Origin of the sequence: Streptomyces sp. NBC_01217, assembly GCF_035994185.1 — a bacterium.
Lineage (GTDB): Bacteria > Actinomycetota > Actinomycetes > Streptomycetales > Streptomycetaceae > Streptomyces.
In genome coordinates this window covers 7,205,075-7,228,723 of sequence record NZ_CP108538.1, presented here as the reverse complement: position 1 = coordinate 7,228,723, position 23,649 = coordinate 7,205,075, and the positions used below count along the sequence as shown (strand labels likewise).

The window sequence follows — 23,649 nt, the reverse complement described above, 5'->3', positions numbered from 1 at the left end:
GGCTGGGGGCGCAGCAGAGTCAGGTGCGCAGGGCGGGATCGGTGCGCAGTCGGGCGAAGGCGCAGAACAGGCCGAGGGCCTGCAGGGCGGCGCAGGCGGTGATGACGTGACCCAGGGCTTCGGGCGGGGTGAGCGCGGTGAGCACGCCGGCGACGGGGAAGGGCAGCAGGAGGATGAGGATGGTCGCCGACAGGGTGCTGCCGAACTTCTCCGGGGGAATCAGGCGGGAGCGCAGGGTGCGCAGGACGACCGTCATGCCGCCTTCGGCCGCCATGAGGAGTGCGACCAGGACCAGGTAGGACCGGTAGTCGGGGGCCTGGGCGGCGGCGAGACAGGCGAGCGAGGCGAGGGCGGCGCAGGCGGCGCCGACCGGCCACAGGCCCAGGCGGTCGATCGCGAACCGGCAGATGGTGACGGCCAAGAGGGTGGCCGCCGCGGCGGCGGACCAGACCAGGCCGACGGCAGTGGTGGACTGTCCGAAGTGCTGGACGACGATCACGGGACCGGCGGCTTGGAGAAGTCCGGTGGCCAGGTTGGACAGGGTCAGCCCGGTCACGAGCCAGCCGAGCGCGGGAAGCGAGCGGATGGTGCGCCACCCTGTGAGGAGTCCGGCGCCGGACTGCCCCTTCGGCGCGCGGTCCGGGGCGACGGGCGAGGGGGGTGTACGCAGGGCGAGCAGCGCGGCGAGAAGCGAGAGCACGGTGATCACCGCGAGCATCGGCGGTGGCCCGGCGAGCAGGAGTACCCCTGCGAGCGCCGGGCCGGCCAGGGTCGCGGTCTGGTCGATGCCGAGCAGGACTGCCTGGACGCGGTGGGCCCGCGCCCCCGCTCGGTGGCCGGCGGCGGCGCCCGCGGTCTCGGCCGCGATGTAACTGAATTCGGTGAGCACGCCGGTCGTCGCCGCGAGCACCATCACGGTCGCGCTCGCGACGGTGCCGGACGGGTGGAGGTGGAGCAGGACCGCGCCGGCGGCGAGGGCCAGCGCGCGTCCCAGGGAGGCGAGGTGGAAGACGATGGCCGCCCCGCGCCGGTCGACGATCGATCCGGCCCACCCGAACGCTGCCAGACGCGGGATCCACTCCAGGGCGAACGCGGCGCCCGTCAGCGCGGCGGAGCGCGTGGTGGCCAGGACCAGCAGCGGGAGGCCGTAGGTGGACATCGCGAACGCGAGAGCGTCCGCCGTGCGTGGCAGGTAGATGCTGCGCATCAGCCCGGCGGTGTGGCGCGCGTGCCGGGGTGTGACAGCTGCGCTCACGCGACCGGCTCGGGCTCGGACACCCGGGTGACCTGGGGGTTGCCGGTCAGCCACTGGATCAGGAGAGCGCGGGGACGGGCAAGGTCCGCCTCGACCTCGTCGCTGGGCAGTCGCGTGGCGGACGGCCGCGGGAGGCCGTCGGCGCGCTCGGTCGCGAGCGAGGGTGACAGGAGGTCGAGGAGGTGTCGGATGCGACTGCTGAACTCGCAGACCGGGGCCGGGTAGGCGTGGCGTCGGGCCCAGCGCGCAGCTGCGTCGTATAGGTCGGCCAACTCCGAGCCCGACTCTGTGAGTTCCAGGCCGGCGCCGGGCGCGGTCCGGATGAGACCGTGGGCGCGGGCTTCTGCGGTGGCGCGGCGCAGTTGGTGCGAGGAGAGGTCGGGGAGGGTAGCGGCCAGCCGTCGCGGCGGTATCGCCCCGTTGTCGTCGATCTCGGTGACCAGGCGGATCAAGGAGCGCGAGGCCAGCAGCTCGACAGCGTTGCGTACTTCGGCAGGGGTGAAGAGGGTGGTCATCGGCGCGGGCCTCCCGCCGGGATGGCCGTCTTCGGGCGGGTGGTCGTGGCGTGGGAGAAGAGATCGCGGTTGTGCCACGCCGGAGGCTCACCCGTCCGGGCGGGTGGGAGCGCTGCGGGGGCTGGCCGGGACTGGCTGCTGACCCACGGCCTCGGCGCGGGCTTCGCCTGCGGGTGCCCCCAGACCGGGTGTTGGGCGGCCTGGTTGAGGGGCTGTCCGACGGACCACGCGGACAGGGCGCCGAGAACGGGGCTCAGGCCGTCGCCCGCCGCGGACAGCCGGTAGGGCTGGCCGATGCCGTCGGTGTCGACCAGGCCGTCGGCAACGAGTTGCCGCAGCGGTGGGTAGACGTTGGTCCAGTCGCTGTTGGGCATCACGATCCGGGCCAGGGCCCGCCCGCTGACCTCCTGGCGGGACTTGAGCACCCACAGGATGGCTGCGGCGTGTCGCCGGGTGAGCAGGGTGAGGCTGTCCTCGATCTGCTCGATCGCGGGCAGCGGGCGGTCCGCCTTGTCCAGATGCTCCTCGGCCCAGGTGACGATCATCGGCAGGACCGGCAGCAGGGCGGCACCACGTTCGGTGTGGCGGTAGGTCACGCGCCGTGCGGTGTGTTCGGTGCGCTCGACGAGTCCGGCGTCGCACAGCGCCTTGAGTTTGGGGTGGAGCTGGCCGTTCTGCAGCCAGGACACCTTGGTCGCCAGCTCGGTGTAGCGCATGGGCGGGCCGGAGAGTGCCAGCAGGATCCGGACGTTCCAGCGCGGGGTGATCATGGCGAGGGCCTCGGTGACCCGGGCGATGTCGGCGTCGGTGTCGGGAGGCAGAGCGGTGATAGCCAAGGGAGGAACTCCTGGGTGAGTAAGGGAAATCGCCTGCGATCAGCGGCTGTGCGCCGTGCTCTGGGCCGGAAGGGGCGGAGCCGGAACGGGCGGCGAGGGAGTCGGCGGGGACGGCGCTGGGGCCGGGACGCGGGCGAGGCTCTGCAGAACGGCGGCGACCGACTTGGCCTGGACGTCGCGGACTGCGACTGCCTCGGCGAGCTGGCGGGAGCCGTCGAGAAGGTGGGAGACCTCGTGCCGGCCGATCTGTCGTTCGGGGTGGATGAGCCGGGCGAGGTGGTCGCGGTGGAAGTCGATGCTGCGCTCGGCGAGGGCGAGGTCGTTGTACATGCCAAGCAGGGCGGAGAGCATGCCGGGCGGCTGGTCCTGGGCGTGGGCTTCGAGGTCGGCGAGTGGCGCGCCGTACAAGTCCTCGATCCATCCGGCTATCTCGATGGACGTGAGGTGAGACAAGCGGGGGCTTTCACGGTCGGCGGGCCCGGGCCGCCCCGGCACGCTGGGGTGCCGGGGCGGCGGACGGGGGCAGGGTTGCTGTGGCCCTGAGTTGTGCCGTGCGGACGGGCCGGGCCCGCTGGTCAGGCGGGGGCATGGTGCGCAGCAGCTCGCCGAGGGCTGCGCGGTAGCTGTCGCGGGCGTCGAGCGCCGCCTCCAGCCACTGCGCCTCGAAGCGGAGCTTGTCCGCCGACAGCTCGCCCATGTCGCGGTCCGGGTCCATGTCCGCGTGCACGCGGTCGCGGACGCGGGCGACTTGCTCCTCGGTCAGGGCCAGGAAGGAGCGCAGTTCCAGGGCACGGGTGAGGGCGGGCGAGGCATCGTGGCCGACAGCCGCCTCGTACAGCTCCGGGACCGGGTTCCCGAAGACCTTCTGCAGGTCGCCGTCCATGGTGCTGGTCCTGACCCTGCTCATCGGGCGGGCCTTCCTGCCCGCCACGCCGACGCCGGCGCGGGTGTACCTGCGGGTCGGTGGGGAGCGCTGGTCTGCACCGCCGGGCCGGTTCGGGGGCGAAGGCGGGCGAGGCGTTCGGCGGCGAGGTCCTTCTTGCCCGGAGCGTCGGGGTCGAGGAGCCATCGCACGACCATGGCTCGGCCGTCGCGTGCGGTGACGGCCGCGTTCACGCGGTGGGCGAGGCCCATCGTCGGGTCGTCGACCTCGCTGGGCTGGGTTTCCAGCGCGGCGAGGAGGTCGTCCTCCGCGTGGTCGAGCACGGACTGGGCCTGGACGAGAAGGCCGTGCCACTTGACGACGTCGGTGGCGTCAGGATTCGCGGTCGGCGCGGCGCCGACCGCGGCCTTCAACTGGTCCATGTCCATGGCGAAGCGCGCTTCGATCCGTTCGGTGAGCACGCCCACGACATCCTCAGCGTCATCGGATATGCCGTCGGACAAACGGGAAACTCCTGTTCTGGAAAGGCCGATGCCTGGGGGAATGTGAGGGGCGGCCGTACCCGGCGGCTCAGCCGCTTACGGGTATCTGCTGAATTCCTGTCAGTCCAGGCACATTCGGACGTCGCGGTAGACGTACGTGCCGGACACCCAGCCCTTGACGCTGGTCGACTTGTCCGTGATGTAGAGCCAGTTGCCGCTCTTCTTGTGCACGGTGAACTTGTGGCTCTTGTAGAGCACGCCGAGCGCGGTGGACTTCGAGCTGGCCTTGGAGCGGATGGTGACGGCCTTGGTGTGCACCGTGTACGGCAGCGGCGGCAGGGACGAGCAGCTGCTCGCGGGGGCCGCGGATACGGCGGCGGGCGCCGCGCTGGCGGTGGTGGCGGACAGCACCGGCAGCGCGAGCGCGCCGAGCATCGCCGCGGATATGGCAATTCGGGTGGAGCGCATGCGGAAGAAACCTCCATGAAGGCATAGGGATTGAGTGGAATGACGCCGCGGGAGTTGTCCCGGCGGCTGTATAAGAGTCCGGAGAATCGCCGGTTTGGCTAACCGGCGATCGTCGGCTATGTTTCGCCGCCCGCGTCGGCCTTGGCGCTCAGCGCGAACGGCCGGGCGGGCGCGGAGCAGGGGCCTTCGCCACACCGGTCGGGCAGCTGGCTGCGGCTGCCGGGCGGACCGGCGGGAGAGGACCGGCCTCGCCGGTAAGCCGCTCGTCGCACCACTGCAGGGCCTCGCCCACCGTGTCGAAGCCGCCCTCGCGCAGGATGTGCGTCCACGCGTCGGTGTCGACCTCCTCGACCACGACGCGGAACGGGCTGGGGACTCGCTCGTCCAGGGCGCGCAGTGCCACGACGGTGACCATGTCGTCCGGGTCGTCGGCGGTGTAGGAGTAGCCCATGGCGTAGTGGTCGCCGTCGTCCGCGAGGCGTCGCTCCAGCGCCCGCGTGGCCTCGTCCGCCGGTGGTGGGCCCAGCTCGGGGTTGAGGCCGATGGCGTCGTGGGGGCAGCCGCGGTGGATGAGCCAGGACTGCGCCATCGCGGGCAGCGGCAGCAGGGCCTGCTCGAAGTCGAACGTCTCCTTCTCCCGGTCCCGCTTCAGGTGAACGGCGACGTATTGCGGCATGCCTGGGTGCCCGTAGGTGGCGGTGCGGTCGAAGAGGACGTAGTAGCTGTGCGCGCCGTTGGGGGTGTGGTGTTCGGCGAGGGGGACGAGCATGTCCTCGCGGACGGCGACCTGGCGGTAGAAGTCGAGGTACTTCTCCTCGTCGGCATCGAAGTCGTCGAGCTCGAAGTCGACTTGGGGGATGGACTTCCGGGCCGGCGCCGGTTCGGTGGGAGACAACAAGGGCCTTTCGGTGGGGTTCAGCGCCGCTGCGCCGGGGTGGAGGGCGATGTGCCGGGTCGGGCCGGGAGTTTCGGCGCCTGGGTCGTGGGCGTCCGTCGGGCGGCGAACAGCGCGGCCCGTCCGGCGTCGGTGAGGGCGACCGGCTGGCCGGCGTGCACGGGGTGGCCTTTATCCCGGACGACCAGGCCCGCGCCCTCCAGCCGCCGCAGCTTGGCGTGAGGGATGCGGGTGCCGGAGGCGGCTGTGACCGACATCCGGCCGGTCAGCAGGTGTTCGTAGAGCTTGGCGCCGCCGGCGATGGCGAGCAGCGCCGCCTGGTCGTCCGTCGAGAGTGGCATCGTGTCGGGCGCGGAGGCCGCCGCGGCCTCGATGGGCTCCAGAGCGGCGAGCACCTCCCGGGCAGCGGCGTCCCGCGCGTCGGTGGCCTCCTCCAGCTAGTCCACGGTGCGGTCGATACGCGTGAACAGGGCGTCATCGACGTCGAACTCGCCGCTGGACAGGCGGTTGAGGAGGCGGAGGTAGAAGGTGACGCCGGTCTGAGACTTGGCCAACTCGCGGTGCCGGTCGACCAGGTGGGCATGTGGCTCGTCGAGGACACCGCGGTCTCGGTAGGCCCACAGGGTGTCGATGTCGTGGCCGGTGACGGCTTCGAGGCGGTGGTCGAGCGGGGAGACCGCACGCCGGGCTGGTGTCGGCACGGGTTCAGGGGGACATAGGCGACGCTCCGTGCATTCAGCGGGTGTGATGGTGCGCGGGGTTATGAGCGGGACGGGGCAGACCCGGCAGTGCGGTGGGCGGTGGACCGGGCCGGGGCGCGGGAGTGCGGGTGGTCAGCTGCGGAGAGCGGGATCGTGCTGCGTGGGTGCGGGCGCTCAGCGGCCGGCGGGGCATCCCCAGGCGCCGGCCGACCTCGTCGTAGACGTCGTTGCCCGCACGCGGCCTGACCGCGACGACGTGGATCTCCTTGGGGTGTGCGGACTCTCCGGGCACCGGGCGGACGCCGTAGACGACGCGCCAGTCCTTGCGCGAGTCCACGAACAGCTTGCGGTAGCCCTCCAGGTCACCGTCGAGGGGTAGGCCGAAGCGCTGCGCGTTCACGACTTCCTGCAGGTAGGCGAGGGTGAGGTCGCGGATATCGCTGGGGGCCTGGAGGAGGTCGGTCAGCGCGCGGGGGTCGAAGCTCAGGCCGAAGGCGGGCTGTCCCTGTCCCGCGGTCATGAGGTCGGCTCGTCCTGTTCGGCGGGCCCGGCGGCTTCCGCCGTGGCCGCCGTCTCCGTGCGCACGGACGGCGGCGGACCGGGCAGAAGGCGGTGCGCGGGCCGGTCGGGCGATGTCATGCAGGCCGACAGCGGCCCGCCCGGTGCGCGGATCGCCGCAACGGCGTGGGTGAGGAAGTCCCGATGCCACACGAACAGGCCGGAGAGTCCGGCTTCGGGGTCCTTGTGCTGCTGGTACGCAAGCCACAGGGCGTGGAGCCAGGCCACGACATCGTCGTGCTCCTGCCACTGCAGGCACCAGGGCGCCGCGGTGGTGACTTCCGACCCGTACACCGGGAGGAAGAAGTCGTCGACCCAGTCGCTGAGTGCGTCGAGTTCGTCTTCCCGTTCCTCCCCGTCGAGTTCCAGGATCGGGCGGGGCTCCGGCGGAGCGGCGGCAGGCGGCCCGCCGAGCCCCGGCATGCCGAACGCGGCGAACGGCGATCCGTTCGACTCCGGGGCGGACACGAGGTGGTCGAGTTGCTGCGCCTGTTGCGCCGACTGCTCCATGAGCCGCCGGACGCTCGCCTCGATTCCCTCCAGCTGCGGAACGGGAATGCGTACCGGCTCCAACTCCCCATCGTCAGACGGTTTTATGGATTCGGGCATGAAAAAGTTGGGCCTCCTACGAGACGCGGAATGAGAGAGGGCGAAAGCGGCGATGCGCGGAGCGCCAGCGAGTTACAACTCCGCTTCGTCGGATTGCCGACTGGGGCGCCGGTCGACTTACGGGAAGCGCGCTCGCGGCTCAGACGGTGAGAATCACGTCGTCTTGCGTGAGGGTCTCGCGGATCGTTTCGGTGAGCCGGTCGGCCGCGATCGACGCGTAGTGCTCGGTCTTTTCCACGCCGATGAAGTCCCTGCCTTCCAGCAGAGCGGCCACCCCCGTGGAGCCGGAGCCGGCACAGAAGTCGAGCACCGTGCCGCCCTCGGGGCTGATCTTGACCAGCTCGCGCATCACCTCGACGGGCTTCTGCGTGATGTGCTGGCGCTTCGCGCCCGAAGGCTGCGAGGCCGAGTACAAGCCGGGCAGATAGACCGGGTTCCGGGAGCCGTCGATGGCCCCCTTGCTGGCCCAGACGATGAATTCACAGTTCTGGGTGAACCGGCCCTTCTGGGGTCGGGCCTGCGGCTTGTGCCAGGCCAGCACACCGCGCCACAGCCATCCGGCCGCCTGGATCGCGTCCGTCGTGGTGGGCAGTTGGCGCCAGTCGGTGAACAGCAGCGCGGTGCCGCCGGTCTTCGTGAGGCGGTGGGCTTCGGTCATGATCTGCGTCAGCCAGAACGAGTAGGACCTCTGGTCCATGTTCTCGCCGGTGAAGTCGGCGAGGTCGTTCTTGGAATCGGCGGAGGTGTACTTCTGCTTCGCGGAGCGGGTCGTGCGCTCCTTCGCGGTCCGACCGCCGGAGTTGTACGGCGGATCGGTAATGACAGAGTCGACGCAGCCGTCCGGCAGGCCGGCGAGAACACTGAGGGCGTCGCCCTGGTGCAGGGAGAAAGGCAAAGAGGAACCCCTATTCAGGTGCGGAGTCGCGGAGGGAACTACCCGTCTCGCACAGGAGTCCTCGCGGGCCGGAAGTGGGCATGCAGAAGCCCAGGGCCGCAGGCCGAGGAGGGCGAGGGGAGTCCAAAAACTGTAGAGGCGAATCCGCCGACGGCCAAGAAGTGCGTTGCTGGGGTGCCGGATTCCGGTACCCCACGCCGACTTTTTGGTCAACCGCCGATCCGCGCCTACTGTTTTTGAACCACCCGGCGCACACCGCCGCTGGCTACCTTTCCGCCACATCTCACGGAGGTACCCCCTTGCCTCGGCACACCTAGCTCACGGCCCGGCCACGCGGCGCGAGCGGCAACTCGCCCGCGCCGGCCCGTCCCGATCGCCCACCCCGGCCGCCGCGCCCTTCCACCACACCTCGCGCACGCGGCACGCCGGACACCGCACCCCGAAGGACACGCTCATGACGTCTCGCTACCCACCCCTGCCCGAAAACGCTGACCGGCGAGCGATCCGCTCCGGTTGAAGGCGCTCGCCGCCGGCATCGGCGTCGTCTTCCTTTCCCCGATCCTGATCGCCGGCACCGGCATGATGCTGGCCTCCTCCGCCGACGCCGTGCAGAGCAGCGGCTCCTTCAGCAGCTGCCTGACCGACATCGACACGGACAAGGTCGCCGAGCAGGTCACCAAGATCCTCGACGGGGCGTCCGGCAAGAACGTCCACATCGAGGGCCTTGATCTGCCCGCCGAGCAGGTCCCCAACGCCCAGACGATCGTGGCCGCCGGCCTCTCGCTCGATGTCCCCAAGAAGGGACAGATCGTCGCGCTCGCCACGGCGATGCAGGAGAGCCGGCTGCGCAACCTCAACTACGGCGACAGGGATTCCCTCGGCCTGTTCCAGCAGCGTCCATCGCAGGGCTGGGGCAGCGCCCAGCAGATCCGCGACCCGGTCTACGCCTCCGAGCAGTTCTACAAGCACTTGCTCAGGGTGAGCGGCTGGCAGCAGATGACCGTCACCCAGGCCGCCCAAGCCGTGCAGAAGTCCGGCCTGCCGGACGCGTACGCGCAGTGGGAGAACCTGGCCACCGCGCTGCAGGACGCCATCGCCAAGACCTTCCCGGGCGGCGGCAACGACGCGGACCAGGGCAAGCAACCGTCGACCAGTACGACCGGCTGCGCGCCGGGCCAGGACGGCTCCGGCTTCGGCCGCATCCCCGAGGGAAGCGTCCCGAAGGGCTACGCGATCCCCAAGGACGCCGATCCGAAGGCGCGCAAGGCCATCGACTGGGCGATGCACCAGCTCGGCACGCTCTACCAGTGGGGCGGCTCCTGCACGAACTCACATGGTCCTGACCTCATGGGCCGCTGCGACTGCTCCAGCCTGATGCAGCAGGCGTACGCGCATGTCGGCGTCACGCTCACCCGCACTACGTACACGCAGGTCAACGAGGGTAAGGCGGTATCGCCCGCCCACCTCAAGCCCGGTGACCTGATCTTCAGCCGCGGCAGCGCCGCACGGCCTGAGCACGTCGGCATGTACATGGGCGAGGGCCTCGTGATCGAGGCGCCGCGCACATCAAAACCGGTCCGGATCACCCCGATCAAGGACTGGACGATTCTCGCCGCCCGCCGCGTCCTCTGACGCCGCCTCCCGCCTGTAGGTTCCGAATAGAGATGTCGTTGTCCAAGTGACTTGTCATCAACTTGTCGCCCGGCTTGTCCGGCTGAGTCTCCACTCGGTACAGCGCCAGCGTCAGTCTGGCGGTCCGCGGTCCAGTCTTTCGTTGGGTTTGTCCTCTGTTCCGCTCAGGCTAGCGCTGGTGGCGGCCAGTGTCCTGGTGTCGAAGACACCGGACACGAAGGGGCGACCATGCGGACTGGTACACGCGACGATGCCGCGACAGATAGCCGGACAGTCCGGGCCACATATCGGCGGAGCGACGGGCGGCTCGTCGAGGCCGAGCTCGACCGTGTTCCGGTGGACGACGTCGCCAGCGGACTCCCGGTACGCGAGTTCCGCTGGTACCGCGGACGGAAGCACTACTCGGGCTGGTATCACGCCGCGACAACAGGCCGGATGGTCGCCTACGAGAGCCGCTTGGAACTCGCCCGCATCCTGATCGCTGACTTCGCCAGCGAGATCACGGAGATCGCGGCCCAGCCCTTTCAGCTGGTCGGCCCAGACGGCCCGCGCATCCGCCGTCATGTTCCCGATCTGTTCCTCGTCCATGCCGACGGTCTGGCGACCGTCGTGGACGTCAAAGCCCCCACTCGCATGAAGGATCCCAAGGTGATCGCACAGTTCGACTGGACACGCCAGGTGTGTTCGCGTCGCGGCTGGGTCTACGAAACCTGGTCGGGGGCCGAGCCTGCCGTCGTGGAGAACGTCCGCTTCCTGGCCGGCTACCGGCGCCGCGGCCTGGTGGATATTTCACTCATCGCACGTGTGCTGGACGCCGCTGCGGGCCAGACGACAATCGGCGGTATCGAGGCCACGATGGCCGGGCAGCCGTGTGAGATCGTCCGTCCGGTCATCCTGCACTTGGTCTGGTCCGGCCGGCTCGTCGCCGACCTGCATGCTCCGCTGAACCGCGCGAGCCGAATCCGGGTGGCGGCATGAACACGTACACGATGCCCCTGTTCGCGGGGGCCCGGCTCCTTTTCGGCGGTGACGTCGTCGAGGTCGTGGAAGTTGAGGGTCTGCAGACGACAGTCCGAAACGAACGGACGGGCGAGTACAGCTCCGTTCCGCTCGGGCGGCTGGCAGCCGGAGCCCGGTCGATCAGTGATTCCGCACCGGCCGCCGCGGACGGGGTCGGCATGCTCCTGGCCACCTTGTCGGCCGGCCAGCGTCAGCGACTGGAGGAACGCGCAGGGCACGTCCGCGAGGTGCTCAGCGGCTACCGGTCCGGGCACCCCGGCAGTGCTCTGCCGACCGAGCCGAGGCCCCCATACGATCCCGATCTCCCGCTGAAGGACCGGACTGCGGCCAAGGCCGCTGAGCTGGGTATTTCGCCTCGCACCCTTCAGCGCTGGCTGACCGCCTACCGGGAAAGCGGCGAGGCCGGCCTCGCAGATGCCCGCGCGGGAAGGACCTCGAGCGTCGATCCCCGGTGGGAAGAAGCAGTACGCCGGGTGATGGCCGAGTCGGTGACCGGCTCGACCCCCACGAGGTCGGCCCTGCTGCTCCGGGCCGAGGAACGGCTGACCGGCGAGTACGGCAAGGGCACTGTTCCTGTCCCGTCCCGGAGCACGGCCTACGCCCGGCTCGCCTGGCTGGCCAAGGGCACGAACGCGGTCTCCGGCAGTGCCAAGGCCCGCCGCTCGATCGCCGAGAGGCCGCAGGGCACTTACGGGCGGCTGCGGGCCACCCGGCCCGGTGAGTACGTCGTGCTCGACACTCAGGACCTGGATATCTATGCCATGGAACCGGTGACTTGCCGCTGGGTTCCGCTCCAACTCACCGTCGCCCAGGACCTGTTCTCGCGCTGCATCGTCGGCCTGCGGGTGACGGCCTGCTCAACGAAGGCGGTGGACGTCGCCGCCGTGCTGTTCGAGGCGGTCTGCCCTCCACTGGAGGACACGGTCCGGCCCGCGCTGGCGCCTTACCACGGGCTGTGGGACGAGGTGGTGTTCGCCGAGGACGGACTCGTGCCGGGCCGCGGGCTGTGTCCGCCGGAGACGCTGGTCATCGACCACGGGCGGGCCTTCATGTCCGCGCACGTGATCGGGGTCTGCACTCGTCTGGGGATGTCCATTCAACCGGCCCAGCCGAAGAAGCCCACGGACAAGCCGACCGTCGAACGCTTCTTCCGCACCCTGCGGGAAGGGTTGATCCAACATCTTCCCGCCTACAAAGGGCCCGACGTCCACAGCCGCGGACAGGCGGTCGAGGACGCCGCGTTCTTCTTCATCCACGAGGTGGAGGAGATCGTCCGTGAGTGGATCACGGAGGTCTACCACCGTCGTGAACACGACGGACTGGTCATCCCGCAGTGGCCGAAGCTTTCGCTGTCCCCGTTCGAGATGCTGCGCATTGGTCTGGCCCGCGCCGGTCGGCTTCGCATGCCGGCCTCACCGGACCTGGCCTTTCAGTTCCTCGCGGTCAAGCCGCGCACGATCCAGCACTACGGCGTCGAGGTCGACGGCCTGCGTTACAACGGGCCGGTGCTGGACGGCTACCGCAACGCACCGAGCCCATACGCGGGTTTCGGGCGGCAGTGGCCGATCCACGTCAACCCCGATGACGTGCGGTTCGTCTACTTCCAGGACCCGGCAGACGACTCCTGGCATCCGCTGCTCTGGGAACACGCCCCTGCGCTGACGATGGCCTTCAGCGGAGAAGCCGCAGCCTATGCCCGCCGTCTGGCCGCACGCGAGGGCCGGCACATCGATACTTCGCAGGCACTCGCGGATCTTCTGACCCGCTGGGATCAGGGCATGGTCACCGACCGCCGCGAACGCCGCATGGCAGTGCGGCTGTCGGCGGAACGCGGCGCTTTGGCCCTGCCGTTGTTGCCCGAGCAGTCCGGCCCGCTGACACCTCCGGGGCTCAAGTTGGTGCCTGAACTGCCGGCCGGAGACAGCGACGAGGAAGACGAACTGTTCGACGTCCCCGAGGGTGACGACTTCTACGCCGACGCCTTCGAGGTGATCGAATGAGGCAGCCCAACCTGTTCAGCCTCTCCCGCAAGGAAGGCTGGCGCCGCTTCGCCGACGCCCCGCCTCGGCAGCGGCCCGAGACACTGACCCGGGTCCAACTGGCCGCGCTGGGCGAGGCCGCTGCCGAGGACTACAACGACTCGCGGCACGACTGGCACGCGAACTTCGGCATCGTGCAGACCCCGCAGCTCGCGGGCATCCACGACGAACTTGAGCAGATCGTGGCCAGCAACCGGCAGGACGGTGACCGCATCCGTTCCGCCGCCGTGATCGACGCACTGCCGGGTCTGGGCAAGACCACCATCGCCAACCTGTTCGGCCGCGAATTCGACCGCCAGCAGATGCGCCGCCTGTCCACGGTCACCGAGGCCGGACACGAACGCATCCCCGTCTTCCGCGTCGGCCTGACTTCCAACACCACCCTGCGAACCCTAAACCGGATGATCTGCGAGTACTACGGCCACCCGGCCACCGACCGGGCGAACGCGGCAGCCCTGGCCAGTCACGCCCTTGACTGTGTTCTGTCCTGCGAGACCCAGCTCGGCATCATCGACGACATTCACTTCATCGACCTGGACCGCCGCGACGGCCTGGCCGTGTCCAACCACCTCAAGAGGCTCGCCAACGAGCTGCCGGTCACCTTCATCTATGTTGGCGTCGGCCTGGCCGAGCGGCGGTTCTTCGCCGACGGCCTGACCGGCAAGAACGTCGCCCTGGCCCAGACCGCCCGCCGCTGGACCCGGCTCGGTGTCGATCCGTTCCGTCTCGACACCGACGAGGGCCGCCGCCATTGGCGGAGCCTGCTCAAGACCAGCGAACACCGGCTCGTCCTCACAGATCACCGACCCGGGATGCTCCTGCGCAACGCCGACTACTTCTTCGAACGCACCAGCGGGCACATTGGGTCGTACTTCACTCTCCTCATGCGGGCCTGCTACCGCGCGATCCGCACCGGCACAGAAGCAGTCACCCGTGAAGTGCTCGACGGGGTCCGCCTGGATGAGGCATCCGAACAGGCACGTCAGCAGCTGGCCGCCACCATGGCACACGGAAAGATCACCTCTGCGCTTGGTGATGCCTCGTGACAGAGACGCGAGTACTGCCCCTGCGGATGCCCCTCCTTCCCGGCGAGGGTCTGGACAGCTGGCTGGAGACACTGGGCCGCCGCAACGGTCTGACCTTCTCCGCGTTCCTGCGCGTCCTGCGCCTGCCCCGGCACTACCTCACCCGCCCGCTGGTCAGCGACCTGCCCTCCACCGTTCTGCGCCAGCTGGAGACCCGCACCGGCCTTCCGGCCGCCCGCCTCGATTCCGCGGTGATCGGCAGCGACTTTCCCTTTGGCCCCCGACGGCAGCGACGATGCCGGTTCTGTCCCCAGTGCCTGGCCGAACGGGAAGGACGATGGCTGCTGAAGTGGTGGTTGCCCTGGACCTTCACCTGCACCACCCACCAATCGCTGCTGCACGACACCTGCCCCGGCTGCGGCGAAGGGGCACGCGTCAGGCTCCCCGGACACACCCTCCGATTCCCGTCTGGAACCTGCACACTCGGATCCCGCCTCGCGTCGGTCTGCGGCGCCGACCTCACCAGCGCCGAGCTCCTCCCGTTGGCCTCCGATCACCCGTTGCTCGCCACCCAGCACCGCATCGACGCTCTGCTTGCCGACCCCTCCTCGGCCTACACGATCCTGACCGACCTGAACCAGTGCACCCCATGGCTGATGCACACGATCAACGACAACGACATCCAGTCGATGGGCCAGACGGTCCGGGACCGCTGGCATCACAGGCCGCTGGCCACACGGACTCCCGCCGACCGGGTCAAGCCGCTCGACGCCGCCGTCAACGGCGTCATCGCCCACGCGGCTCTGCCTTTCCTCGACACCTCCAACGACTCCGTCGCCATCCGCGTTGTCCAAGGACTGCGGGCCCGGCGCGACACCCCGAACAAGGTGATCCCCCGGGGCATGACAACCGAACAATGGTCCCAGCTCTCACCCGGAACACAGCGCCGGTTCCTGCACGCCGGCGATCAGATCATGGGCGCCCTGGACCGCGTCCGCTTCTCCTCCTCCACCCCACGCGCCCGCGTCCCCGAACCCGGCGAGAACAGCGCGAACACACGCATCCGACACGTCCCGCAGGTTCTCTGGCCCGGCTGGACAGTCCGGCTCATTCCCCGAGAGGGAACGAAGGAGAACCTATTCCGAGGCATCGCCGCCGCACTCCTGCTCCTGCCCGGCGAACCGGTCCTGCGGGCACGCGGAGTCACCGACCTGCTGGGACCGCACCTGCCGAACGCCATGACCGTCATCTTGCAGCGAGCCCTCAAGTCCGGGCACCCGGACGTGCTCACCGCGCTCTGCAACCTCGCCCACCACCTCGACGACCACGGCAGCCCCATCGACTACGAACGCCGACGGCGCCTCATCCCCACGATCCCAATCAGCCCCGACCAGTGGCGCGAACTCTGTTTCCGCACCGGCACTCAGCCCGGTGAACAGCTCAGCGCCAAGACCACCCAGGCCCCCCGTTTCCTCAACGCGCAGCGCTACCTCAACCAGCTCCTCACCGGCGCGGACCTCACCGACCCACGCCACCCCCTCGTCCTGCGATCGGCATCCGACCGCTCCCGGTACTTCGCCTTCCCGCCCTCCCTGACCCTCGACCAGCGAGACGCCCTCCACCAGCACGCGATCGGCATCCTGCACGACCTGAACATCGCCGAGCCCCTGACCTGGGAGCCGCCGCAAGAGTGCGCTGACGGACTTGACCTTCCCGGCCGGCATCTCGATGACATCGACCTGGAAGAAGTACGCCGCATCGTCATCACCGAACAGCGGGCCCCTCGCGAGGCAGCCCGGGAACTGGACACCACCCTCACTCACATCCGATTCGCACTCGAACAGGTTCCCCGAGAGTCCCGCAAGTGGGGCAGGTCATCGAGCCTCGGCTCCTGGCGCCTGCACCAGCAAGCCAGGAAGGTGCTCACCACGACCTTCCTGCAACGCGAGTACGTCGACGGCGACAAGTCGCTGGCTCACATCGCTCAGGAAACCGGCATCCCCCGCCACATCGCCGTCGCCCACGCCCGCACCCTCGGGTTCGCCATCCGCCGCACCCGCAAGCCCTTCCCCATCAACGAGACATGGCTCCGCGAGCAATACCTCGCCCACAAGCGCTCAACCCTCGACATCGCCCAAGAGCTCGGCACCGAAGACGAAACCGTCCGCCGACGCCTCAAACACCTGAACGTTCCCCTGCGACCCCCAGGAGTGCACAGCCGCACAGTCATGACCGCCAAGATCGACACCAGCCTCCCCCGCGACGTCCGGTCCGCCGCCGAAGGCACACTTCACGGCTGGCTCCGCCTCCACCGCTTCCAGATCGCCATGCGCTTCCCGTCCCTCGACAGCGCCGCCCACCACCTAAGGGCGGAACCCAACGCGCTGGTCACACAGTTCCAGCGGCTGGAACGCGACATCGGAGCAAGCCTCTTCGAAAGAGCAGCCTTCGGCCGCCCTCAACAGCCCACGCCGCAGGGCCGACGCCTGCTACGACATCTCGAAACCGACCGTGTCCAGGCTCTGATGACCGCCTCACTTCCGCACGACGACACCTCAGACCTGCCCGACGACCGCGTCCTGGAAGCTGCCCATGCCAAGTTCCGGGTTCGCCGCAACCCCGGCCCGCCCACCCCGTTCAACGACATCGCGGTCGAGCGTGTCCGCATCACCAAGCCAACGCTCGCCCTCCTGCGCGACCTGCTCGCCCGAGCGCGGCAAGAGTCCTACGGCGCCGAGGTGATCGACCGCACCGGGCTCGATGCAGGAACCGTCTATCCCCAACTCAAGCGGCTCGAACGAGCCGGCTGGCTCACCAGCCGGCTCGAAGACGACGACACCTGGATGAGCAGAGCCACACCAGGCCGCGGCCCAGGCAGACGCCGCACCTTCTACTCCCTCACCCCGGAAGGGCGCCGAGCCGCCTCGCACGAAGTACATATGCGAGACGTCGAGAGCCCGACTGCCTCAACGCGAAGCACCCAGCGGCCCAAGCGCGCACGGAAGGCCCGTTAATTGCCCATAGGGAACCGGAAGACCGTCGACTCCCTCGCCTTGAAACCTAGCCGCTCATACAACCGGTTCGCGGCCTCACGGTCCGGACGGGACGTGAGGTCCACAGTCCGTGCTCCCGCGTCCCGAGCCATCCCCAAAGCTTGCTCGGTCAGTGCCGCTGCCACCCCTCGACCGCGTGCCGATCGGTCGACAACCACATCCTCCACCCTCGCCCGAAGCCCAGACGGAAGAGGGAAGAGCAGCAGCGTCAGCGTCCCGACGATTTCGCCGGATACACGCGCCACGAGCACGACGTTCGAATCGCACTCCACCAACCGCCCAACAGCCTCATAGTCCAAGGGTTTCGCCGTTGTCGATAGTTGCGGCAACAAGCGGCCGAACGCCTCCACGACTTCCTGGCTGGGTTGCTGGACGACTTCCACTTCAACGCTCATGGGCCTGAGCCTATCGATCATCACCTTGGCGGCACGTCCAAGGACGCCAGCACAGGTCCAGGCAAGGACCACGCCCGAAGAACTCGACAGATTGCCCGGACAAATCGCTGACACGTTGCCCGGACATCACCCCATACCCCCAGCTCAGGGCACTGTCTGACGACAAGTGGGCCTGGAACCTACACCGCCCGGCACCGCTCCAGGCGGGCCGCCGCCGCGGCCACTTCCGCGCCCCGAGTGCACCTCCCCCTCCGCTTCCCCTTTCCCGCCGGCCCTCGCCTGGCCCGCGTATGCAAGGAGCCCCGCCACACCTATGTCTGTCCCTCTCGCAGACCGCGTCATCCAGCTCGCCTACGACCCAGGAATCTCGCCCAAGGGCGGTGGCCTGCCCGGCCTGAGCGTGCTGAAGAACGTCGTCAACAGCATCAACATGTTCGGGATCATCGCCGTCGTCGGCGCCCTCGCCGTCTCGCTCGGCGTATGGGCCTGGGGCCACCACACCGGTGGCCACCAGGCCGAGGCCAACGGAAAGAAGGGCGCGGTCGTAGCCGCTGGCGCCGCCCTCGGTCTGGGTGCCGCGAACGGCATCGTCGCGTTCTTCTCCGGCCTGGGGTCTCAGGTCCATTGATGCGGAACCGATTCCCCTCCTTTTCGCTGTCCTCGTACGGAACGGGCTGGTCGGCCAACCGGCGCATCGCGATCGTCGCCTCCGCCGTCGCCGTCCTGCTCGCCATCGCCGGGATCGTCGCCCTGCTGACCGGCGGTGGCAACGGCCACCAGGCCCCGGACACCGCCGCGCCCGCCCCGACTGGCAGCCCGTCCTCCTCCGAGGCCGCCCCGAAGCCTGCCTCCGGATCCGGTTCGGTGTCCAAGCCTCCGCAGATCGCCGAACCGGTCGCCTACGCCAAGGCGGCGGCCCAGATGCTGTGGTCCTACGACACCCGCGACACCAACCGCGACCAGCAACTGGCCGGCATGCGTGCCTGGATGACCACCGAGACCAAGTACGCCGACTGGGCCTCGGTCTCCGGCCAGGTCCCCGATCCGGTGCTGTGGTCACGGATGGCCGACCAGGACCAGCACGCCACCGCCAGCGTCACCGAGGGCCACTACCCCTCCGCGTTCAAGGCGGCCCTGGCCGACGACCCGTCCGCGATCACCGAGGCGTACATCTACGTCGTCACCGTCAACGGCAAGCAGACGCTCAGCTGGAAGAAGGGCGGCGGCGGAGCCGAGGAACGGGCCGTAACCCTCGCCGTGCAGTGCCGCCCGAACCACGACTGCACCCTGGCCGCCATCGCACCGAGCGTCACGCAGTGACCCGCGCCTGAGACAAGAAAGGAGGAGTAACTCCTCGTGGGTTTCTGTGATTTCCCCTTGGCAGACAAGCTGTGCGCCGTCGGCGACGCGGTGGATTTCGCCTCGGACCCCGGCAAGGCCATCGGTGACTGGATGGCGAAGTCCGCCGGTGAACTGGCAGCTGCCGCAGCCGATTTGGCTGCCGAGGCCGTCAACACCACCACGAAGGTGGACCTGAACGCCGGATGGTTCGTCGACAACTACGAGATGTTGCTGCCACTGGGCCTGGTCCTGCTGGTCGCGACGTTCTGCGCCCAGTTGGTCCGGGCAGCCATCCGTCGCGACGGACAAGCGCTGACACAGGCGTTCACCGGCACCATGAGCGGCGTCCTGTTCGCCTTCTGTGCCATCGCCTTCACCACGGTCGCCATCGAAGTGGTCGACGCCGTCAGCGACGGCCTGTTCAAGACCGCACACCTGAACATCGAGTCGGCCGTGCGCCGCATCGTGAAGGTAAACCAGATCGGCGGCTTGTCCGGCTTGGGCTGGCTCGTGCCAGTCGTCGCCGGCCTCGGTGCAGCCATCGGCGCCTTCCTCTACTGGTGCGTGATGATGGTCCGCAAGGTCGGCATCCTCGTCATGGTCACGCTGGCCGTCTTCGCGTCCGCCGGCGGCGGCTGGGAGGTCGCCCGGCGCTGGCGCAAGGGCTGGATCGAAGCCACCGCCACCCTCGTGGTCTCCAAGCTGCTGATGACCGTGATCTTCGTGCTCGGTATCGCCGCCATGGGCAAAACCGAGGCCAAGGACGGCATCGCCGCTCTGGCCGACGTCATGTCCGGCATCGTGATCATGGTCTTGGTGTTGCTCTGCCCGTACGCCGTCTTCAAGTTCGTCCACTGGGCAGCCGACGGCACCGATGGCGAGTCCATCCACCGCGCCGGCGGCGCCGGAGCGCAGATCGCCAAGGCGCATGCCGAGAACGCCGTCCGCAAGGCCGCCGCAGCTGCAGCCACCGCCGGAACCGGTGGCGCTGCCGCCGGAGCAGGCGCCGCACCGCAGGGCCCCGACGCCAGCGGGGGCGGCTTCCCCGGCGACGTCGCCGCCAACCCGACCGGCGGCGGAGAGGGCAACGAAGGTTCGCAAAGCGGCGGAACGGGCGTCTCGCCCGGTGGCGATGCCGTCAAGTCCGGTCTGGAGAAGGCCGTCCAGCCCGCGCCGACGAGCGTGTCCGACGACACCAGCAGCCAGGTGGGCGGCAGCCCGGGGCCGGGAGGATCCGGCGCGAATGCCGCGTCCGGCCAGGGCGGCGGATGGCAGTCCGCTCCGCCGACCACGACTCCGCCGCCGCAGGGCGCACCCCCGTCCTCCGGCCCACAGAACGCCACGTCAAGCGGGTCGGCCTCACCGCCGGTGCCTCCGACCAGCCTCTGATCCCCTGCCCGCCTACCGGGGGCGGGACGTGCACGCCACCTCCCGCCCCCGGGTTCCACCCGCGCCTCCAGGACCCGCCCCTTGACTGATCTCTCCGTCGCCCCGGTCACGGTGAAGTTCCCGCACCGGTCCCGCCGCGGCATCCTCCTCGGCCTCTCCCTACCCCAACTCATCCTCGTTTCCTGCACGTTGGCGGTGCTGCTGATGACGGTGGTCTCCACCGGACTGCTCGGCGCCGTCGCCCTGGCGCCGCTGTGGGTAGCTTCCGGTGCCCTCGTCGCGATCCGCCGGCACGGCCGCTCCCTCATCGACTGGGCACCGATCGTCACCCGCTACGCACACCGCCGCCGTACAGGCCAGACCCTCTGGCTCGCCCGGCCCGTCACCCGGCCCCGGCAGGACGGCGTCCTCCACCTGCCCGGCACCACCGCCTCCCTCAAGGTGGTCACCCCCGGCGACTCCGCCAACCAGGCTGCGGCCGTCCACGACCCGCACCAGCAGACCCTGACCGCCATCGCCCGCGTCAGCAGCCGCGCCTTCGCCCTCCTCGACCCCGCCACCCAGAACCACAACGTGAGCAGTTGGGGACGCGCGCTCGCAGGCATCGCCCGTACCGGTCATATCGCCACCGTGCAGGTGCTGGAGCGCACCGTCCCCGACAGCGGCGACACCCTCACCCGCCACTGGACCCAGAACGGGCAGCCCCAGACCCCCGTCGCCGGACAGATCTACTCCGAACTGGTCTCCTCGGCCGGCCCCGCCGCAGCCCCGCACGAGACCTATCTCGCCATCTCCCTCGACCTCAAAGCCGCCCGGCGCCTGATCAGCCAGGCCGGCGGAGGCTTGCCCGGGGCGTTCACCGTCATGGAGCAGACCACCGCCTCCATCGCCCAGGCCGCCCGCAACGCCGGACTCCAGGTCACCGGGTGGCTGACCTCGCGGGAGATCGCCGCTGTCATCCGCACCGCCTACGACCCCAAGGCCCTCGCGGCCCTCCAGCAGTGGTCCGAGACCGGCCGCGCCGAGGCCGACCCCGCAGCCGCCGGGCCCGTCGTCCAGTTCGAGGAGTACGACCGCCTCGCCACCGACAGCGCACGGCACGCGACGTACTGGGTGGAGAACTGGCCGCGCACCGAAATGGGAGCCGGGTTCCTGCACGGGATCATGTTCACGGCCGGAGTGCGGCGCAGCCTCTCCCTTATATACGTGCCGCAGGGGCTCGAGTCCGCGCTGCGGGACGTCCAGAGGAAGAAAGCGGCGATCATCGCCGACGCCAACGAACGGGCCCGCCGGGGGCAGGTCGACAGCGAGGAAGACTCCGTCGAGTACGCCGACGTCAAGCAGCGTGAGCGCCAGCTCATCGCCGGGCACGCGGACGTGGCCCTCACCGGCCTGGTCACCGTCACCGCCGAGACCGACGCCCTCCTGGACGCCGCCTGCGCACAGATCGAGACCCACGCCGTCACTTCCGGCGTCGATCTCCGACGGCTCAACTACCAGCAGCCAGACGCCTTCGCCCTCACCGCGCTCCCGCTCGCCCGGACCGCCCTGTGAGCCGGGCCCGTCCCCGCCGGTCAGCACCGTGGCGCCCGCTGCTCTTCGACCATCCGTCACCACCCCTGCCTCCCGGCAGGAAGGACCACCACCTTTGACCTCTCCCACGCGTCCGGACGACGCGCACCCCTACCTCCGCGCCGCGAGCGCCGGGGTCCGCCACCACACCCGGGCCCTATCGCCGTCGGCCGCGAACCCGCCCCGGCCGGCGGACCGGCTGCACCTTGACGTGCTGCACGCCCACCTCACCGCCCTGCACCAGCTCTTGGACCGGCTCGCCGAAAGCACTCGGCCTGCGCACCCCGCCGCCGGCCGCCACCTCGCCACCGCGCACACCCGCCTCTGGCAGGCCACCAGCGAGGTCCACTCCGCCTTCCACCTGCTGCCCAACAACACAGCAGCAGAAGCCGAGTCGAGCGCATGCCATCCAGAGCGGCTGCCCGAGGGACCGCCCGTGCTCACGATCTGTCAGCGCCACCTCGCCGCCGGACACGTCATCCGCCGCAAGACCACCCCCACCGACCTCCGCCCGCACACCACGGCCTGCGTGCGATGAGCACCACCCGCAGAAACGAGGGCCACCGATGAGCCACCGGCCCGCCCGTCGCGCACGCCGCGCGTCCGCCAGCCCGCTCTTCACCCCCCACGGCACCGACCGCGCCAGCCGCAAGGCCGCCCGTCGCCAGCTCGCCGAGGCCACCGCAAAAGCCCGCGCGGAAGCCAGCGCCCACCAGACCGAGAGCACATCCGCCGAGCACGAGATGCCCGCCGCGCTCTACCCACCGAGCGGACGTCCCGGCCCCGCCTCCGCGCGTAACAACCGGCTGAAGCTGCCCGCCCACCGCATGACGACGGCCGTCGCCGCCGGCGCATACCCCTTCCTGGCCGAAGGCGGACTCGGCGCCGAGGGCATCTACATCGGGCGCGACGTACACGCGGAAGCGTCCTTCGTCTTCGATCCGTTCGCCCTGTACGGCAAGGTCGAGGGATTCACCAACCCGAACCTCTTGCTCGCCGGGGTGATCGGCCAGGGCAAGAGCGCGCTCGCCAAGAGCTTCGCGCTGCGTTCGGTGGCCTTCGGATACCGCGTCTACGTGCCGTGTGACCCGAAGGGCGAGTGGACGCCGGTGGCGGAAGCCCTCGGCGGCCGGTCCGTCGCTCTCGGCCCCGGACTGCCCGGACGGCTGAACCCCCTGGACGCGGCCTCGCGCCCGGAGGGCGTCTCCGAGGCCGACTGGGGCGGCGAGATCCGCAAACGGCGCCTGCTCCTGCTCGGCTCCCTGGCCCGGACCGTCCTGGGCCGGGACCTGATGCCCATGGAGCACACCGCCCTGGACGTCACCCTGGACGCCGTCGTCACCCGCGCCTTCGACACCGGCCGCACCCCGTTGCTCGGCGATGTCGCCGCCACCCTCAACAGCGCGAGTGCGCTCGACGAGGCCGCCGGCCTGATGTCGGGCCAGCTTGGCTACGCCGCCCGCGACCTGGCCCACGCGATGCGCCGCCTCGTCCGCGGTGACCTGGCCGGCATGTTCGACGCCCCCTCCACCGTCGCCTTCGACCCGAGCGCGCCGATGCTCACCATCGACCTCTCCCGGCTCGGCGGCTCCGGCGACGACACCGCCCTCGTCCTGGCGATGACCTGCGCCTCTGCCTGGATGGAATCCGCCCTCTCCGATCCGTCCGGCGGCCGGCGCTGGATCGTGTACGACGAGGCGTGGCGGTTGATGCGGCACGTCGGCCTGCTGCAGCGCATGCAAGCCCAGTGGAAGCTCTCCCGCGGTCTCGGCATCGCCAACCTGATGGTGATCCACCGGCTCAGCGACTTGCTCACCGCCGGCGACGCCGGATCACAGGGCCGGGCTCTGGCCGAGGGCCTCCTCGCCGACTGCAGCACCCGAATCATCTATCGCCAGGAGACCGACCAACTCCAAGCCGCGGCCTCCCTGCTCGGTCTGACCTCCGTGGAGATGGACGCCATCGCGCACCTCAACCGAGGGCGTGGCCTGTGGAAAGTCGCCGGACGATCTTTCATCGTGCAGCACCTCCTGCACAGCCACGAACTGGCGCTCTTCGACACCGACGCCCGCATGCACTGAAAAAG

The 23,649-nt window shown here is 69.8% G+C and carries 23 protein-coding genes and 1 pseudogene; 11 read left to right on the top strand and 13 right to left on the bottom strand.

Annotated elements, in window-relative coordinates:
• Window positions 1-19: 19 nt before the first annotated feature.
• The 12 genes and pseudogenes from OG507_RS32250 to OG507_RS32195 all read right to left on the bottom strand — a co-directional run bounded on the left by OG507_RS32250 (window position 20) and on the right by OG507_RS32195 (window position 8,097).
• Complete coding sequence (locus tag OG507_RS32250; RefSeq protein WP_327370625.1) at window positions 20-1,255, bottom strand: MFS transporter; 1,236 nt, start codon at window positions 1,253-1,255, stop codon at window positions 20-22.
• Window positions 1,252-1,770 (bottom strand): regulator, encoded by a 519-nt coding sequence (locus OG507_RS32245; protein ID WP_327370624.1) that lies wholly within the window; start codon window positions 1,768-1,770, stop codon window positions 1,252-1,254. Before OG507_RS32245 ends, OG507_RS32250 begins: the two co-directional genes overlap by 4 nt.
• A complete protein-coding gene (locus tag OG507_RS32240; RefSeq protein WP_327370623.1) occupies window positions 1,767-2,606 on the bottom strand; it encodes a winged helix-turn-helix transcriptional regulator in 840 nt (279 codons plus the stop codon). The genes OG507_RS32245 and OG507_RS32240 overlap by 4 nt, the downstream gene beginning before the upstream one ends.
• A gap of 39 nt (window positions 2,607-2,645) precedes the next feature.
• On the bottom strand, window positions 2,646-3,059 hold the full coding sequence (locus tag OG507_RS32235; protein ID WP_327370622.1) for a hypothetical protein: 414 nt from the start codon (window positions 3,057-3,059) through the stop codon (window positions 2,646-2,648).
• A gap of 10 nt (window positions 3,060-3,069) precedes the next feature.
• On the bottom strand, window positions 3,070-3,513 hold the full coding sequence (locus OG507_RS32230; RefSeq protein ID WP_327370621.1) for a hypothetical protein: 444 nt from the start codon (window positions 3,511-3,513) through the stop codon (window positions 3,070-3,072).
• Window positions 3,510-3,992, bottom strand: a complete 483-nt coding sequence (locus OG507_RS32225) for a hypothetical protein (protein WP_327370620.1) — start codon at window positions 3,990-3,992, stop codon at window positions 3,510-3,512. Before OG507_RS32225 ends, OG507_RS32230 begins: the two co-directional genes overlap by 4 nt.
• A gap of 99 nt (window positions 3,993-4,091) precedes the next feature.
• Window positions 4,092-4,439, bottom strand: coding sequence for an SH3 domain-containing protein (locus tag OG507_RS32220; RefSeq protein ID WP_327370619.1), 348 nt, complete (start codon window positions 4,437-4,439; stop codon window positions 4,092-4,094).
• A gap of 148 nt (window positions 4,440-4,587) precedes the next feature.
• Complete coding sequence (locus tag OG507_RS32215; RefSeq protein WP_327370618.1) at window positions 4,588-5,337, bottom strand: hypothetical protein; 750 nt, start codon at window positions 5,335-5,337, stop codon at window positions 4,588-4,590.
• A 17-nt stretch (window positions 5,338-5,354) separates the two neighbouring features.
• Window positions 5,355-6,083: pseudogene (locus tag OG507_RS32210) on the bottom strand (hypothetical protein).
• Window positions 6,070-6,555, bottom strand: a complete 486-nt coding sequence (locus OG507_RS32205; protein ID WP_327370617.1) for a hypothetical protein — start codon at window positions 6,553-6,555, stop codon at window positions 6,070-6,072. The pseudogene OG507_RS32210 and the gene OG507_RS32205 overlap by 14 nt, the downstream one beginning before the upstream one ends.
• Window positions 6,552-7,103: a DUF4913 domain-containing protein gene (locus tag OG507_RS32200; protein ID WP_327372173.1), complete on the bottom strand. Its 552-nt coding sequence runs from the start codon at window positions 7,101-7,103 to the stop codon at window positions 6,552-6,554. Before OG507_RS32200 ends, OG507_RS32205 begins: the two co-directional genes overlap by 4 nt.
• A gap of 238 nt (window positions 7,104-7,341) precedes the next feature.
• Window positions 7,342-8,097: a DNA-methyltransferase gene (locus OG507_RS32195; RefSeq protein WP_327370616.1), complete on the bottom strand. Its 756-nt coding sequence runs from the start codon at window positions 8,095-8,097 to the stop codon at window positions 7,342-7,344.
• A gap of 513 nt (window positions 8,098-8,610) precedes the next feature.
• On the opposite strand from OG507_RS32195, the gene OG507_RS32190 reads away from it, so the two are divergent.
• From OG507_RS32190 to OG507_RS32170, 5 genes are all read left to right on the top strand, one after another.
• Window positions 8,611-9,729, top strand: coding sequence for a C40 family peptidase (locus tag OG507_RS32190; protein ID WP_327370615.1), 1,119 nt, complete (start codon window positions 8,611-8,613; stop codon window positions 9,727-9,729).
• A 336-nt stretch (window positions 9,730-10,065) separates the two neighbouring features.
• Complete coding sequence (locus OG507_RS32185) at window positions 10,066-10,707, top strand: TnsA-like heteromeric transposase endonuclease subunit (protein ID WP_327370614.1); 642 nt, start codon at window positions 10,066-10,068, stop codon at window positions 10,705-10,707.
• A complete protein-coding gene (locus OG507_RS32180) occupies window positions 10,704-12,749 on the top strand; it encodes a helix-turn-helix domain-containing protein (RefSeq protein WP_327370613.1) in 2,046 nt (681 codons plus the stop codon). The genes OG507_RS32185 and OG507_RS32180 overlap by 4 nt, the downstream gene beginning before the upstream one ends.
• A complete protein-coding gene (locus OG507_RS32175; RefSeq protein WP_327370612.1) occupies window positions 12,746-13,834 on the top strand; it encodes a TniB family NTP-binding protein in 1,089 nt (362 codons plus the stop codon). Before OG507_RS32180 ends, OG507_RS32175 begins: the two co-directional genes overlap by 4 nt.
• A complete protein-coding gene (locus OG507_RS32170; RefSeq protein WP_327370611.1) occupies window positions 13,831-16,827 on the top strand; it encodes a TniQ family protein in 2,997 nt (998 codons plus the stop codon). Before OG507_RS32175 ends, OG507_RS32170 begins: the two co-directional genes overlap by 4 nt.
• Here the strand turns inward: OG507_RS32170 and OG507_RS32165 are convergent.
• Window positions 16,824-17,261, bottom strand: a complete 438-nt coding sequence (locus OG507_RS32165; protein WP_327370610.1) for a GNAT family N-acetyltransferase — start codon at window positions 17,259-17,261, stop codon at window positions 16,824-16,826. The two genes, OG507_RS32170 and OG507_RS32165, sit on opposite strands and share 4 nt — an antisense overlap.
• 313 nt (window positions 17,262-17,574) lie before the next feature.
• Here OG507_RS32165 and OG507_RS32160 point away from each other — a divergent pair, with 313 nt between their 5' ends.
• From OG507_RS32160 to OG507_RS32135, 6 genes are all read left to right on the top strand, one after another.
• A complete protein-coding gene (locus tag OG507_RS32160; protein WP_011031268.1) occupies window positions 17,575-17,889 on the top strand; it encodes a DUF6112 family protein in 315 nt (104 codons plus the stop codon).
• Window positions 17,889-18,581, top strand: coding sequence for a hypothetical protein (locus OG507_RS32155; protein WP_327370609.1), 693 nt, complete (start codon window positions 17,889-17,891; stop codon window positions 18,579-18,581). Before OG507_RS32160 ends, OG507_RS32155 begins: the two co-directional genes overlap by 1 nt.
• A 36-nt stretch (window positions 18,582-18,617) precedes the next feature.
• Window positions 18,618-19,991 (top strand): SCO6881 family protein, encoded by a 1,374-nt coding sequence (locus OG507_RS32150; RefSeq protein ID WP_327370608.1) that lies wholly within the window; start codon window positions 18,618-18,620, stop codon window positions 19,989-19,991.
• Window positions 19,992-20,072: 81 nt separating this feature from the next.
• Window positions 20,073-21,545 (top strand): SCO6880 family protein, encoded by a 1,473-nt coding sequence (locus OG507_RS32145; RefSeq protein ID WP_327370607.1) that lies wholly within the window; start codon window positions 20,073-20,075, stop codon window positions 21,543-21,545.
• A 94-nt stretch (window positions 21,546-21,639) separates the two neighbouring features.
• Window positions 21,640-22,101, top strand: coding sequence for a DUF6238 family protein (locus OG507_RS32140; protein WP_327370606.1), 462 nt, complete (start codon window positions 21,640-21,642; stop codon window positions 22,099-22,101).
• Between the two features lie 28 nt (window positions 22,102-22,129).
• The gene (locus OG507_RS32135) at window positions 22,130-23,644 is read left to right on the top strand and encodes a VirB4 family type IV secretion system protein (protein WP_327370605.1); all 1,515 of its coding nucleotides are present in this window, start codon (window positions 22,130-22,132) and stop codon (window positions 23,642-23,644) included.
• The last annotated feature ends 5 nt before the right edge of the window (window positions 23,645-23,649 follow it).

Excerpts from the sequence above, each read along its gene's own strand:
- OG507_RS32245 (WP_327370624.1), bottom strand. The coding sequence starts at position 1,770 with ATGACCACCCTCTTCACCCCTGCCGAAGTACGCAACGCTGTCGAGCTG.
- OG507_RS32230 (WP_327370621.1), bottom strand. The coding sequence starts at position 3,513 with ATGAGCAGGGTCAGGACCAGCACCATGGACGGCGACCTGCAGAAGGTC.
- OG507_RS32220 (WP_327370619.1), bottom strand. The coding sequence starts at position 4,439 with ATGCGCTCCACCCGAATTGCCATATCCGCGGCGATGCTCGGCGCGCTC.
- OG507_RS32205 (WP_327370617.1), bottom strand. The coding sequence starts at position 6,555 with ATGACCGCGGGACAGGGACAGCCCGCCTTCGGCCTGAGCTTCGACCCC.
- OG507_RS32200 (WP_327372173.1), bottom strand. The coding sequence starts at position 7,103 with ATGGAGCAGTCGGCGCAACAGGCGCAGCAACTCGACCACCTCGTGTCC.
- OG507_RS32180 (WP_327370613.1), top strand. The coding sequence starts at position 10,704 with ATGAACACGTACACGATGCCCCTGTTCGCGGGGGCCCGGCTCCTTTTC.
- OG507_RS32175 (WP_327370612.1), top strand. The coding sequence starts at position 12,746 with ATGAGGCAGCCCAACCTGTTCAGCCTCTCCCGCAAGGAAGGCTGGCGC.
- OG507_RS32165 (WP_327370610.1), bottom strand. The coding sequence starts at position 17,261 with ATGAGCGTTGAAGTGGAAGTCGTCCAGCAACCCAGCCAGGAAGTCGTG.
- OG507_RS32160 (WP_011031268.1), top strand. The coding sequence starts at position 17,575 with ATGTCTGTCCCTCTCGCAGACCGCGTCATCCAGCTCGCCTACGACCCA.
- OG507_RS32155 (WP_327370609.1), top strand. The coding sequence starts at position 17,889 with ATGCGGAACCGATTCCCCTCCTTTTCGCTGTCCTCGTACGGAACGGGC.
- OG507_RS32135 (WP_327370605.1), top strand. The coding sequence starts at position 22,130 with ATGAGCCACCGGCCCGCCCGTCGCGCACGCCGCGCGTCCGCCAGCCCG.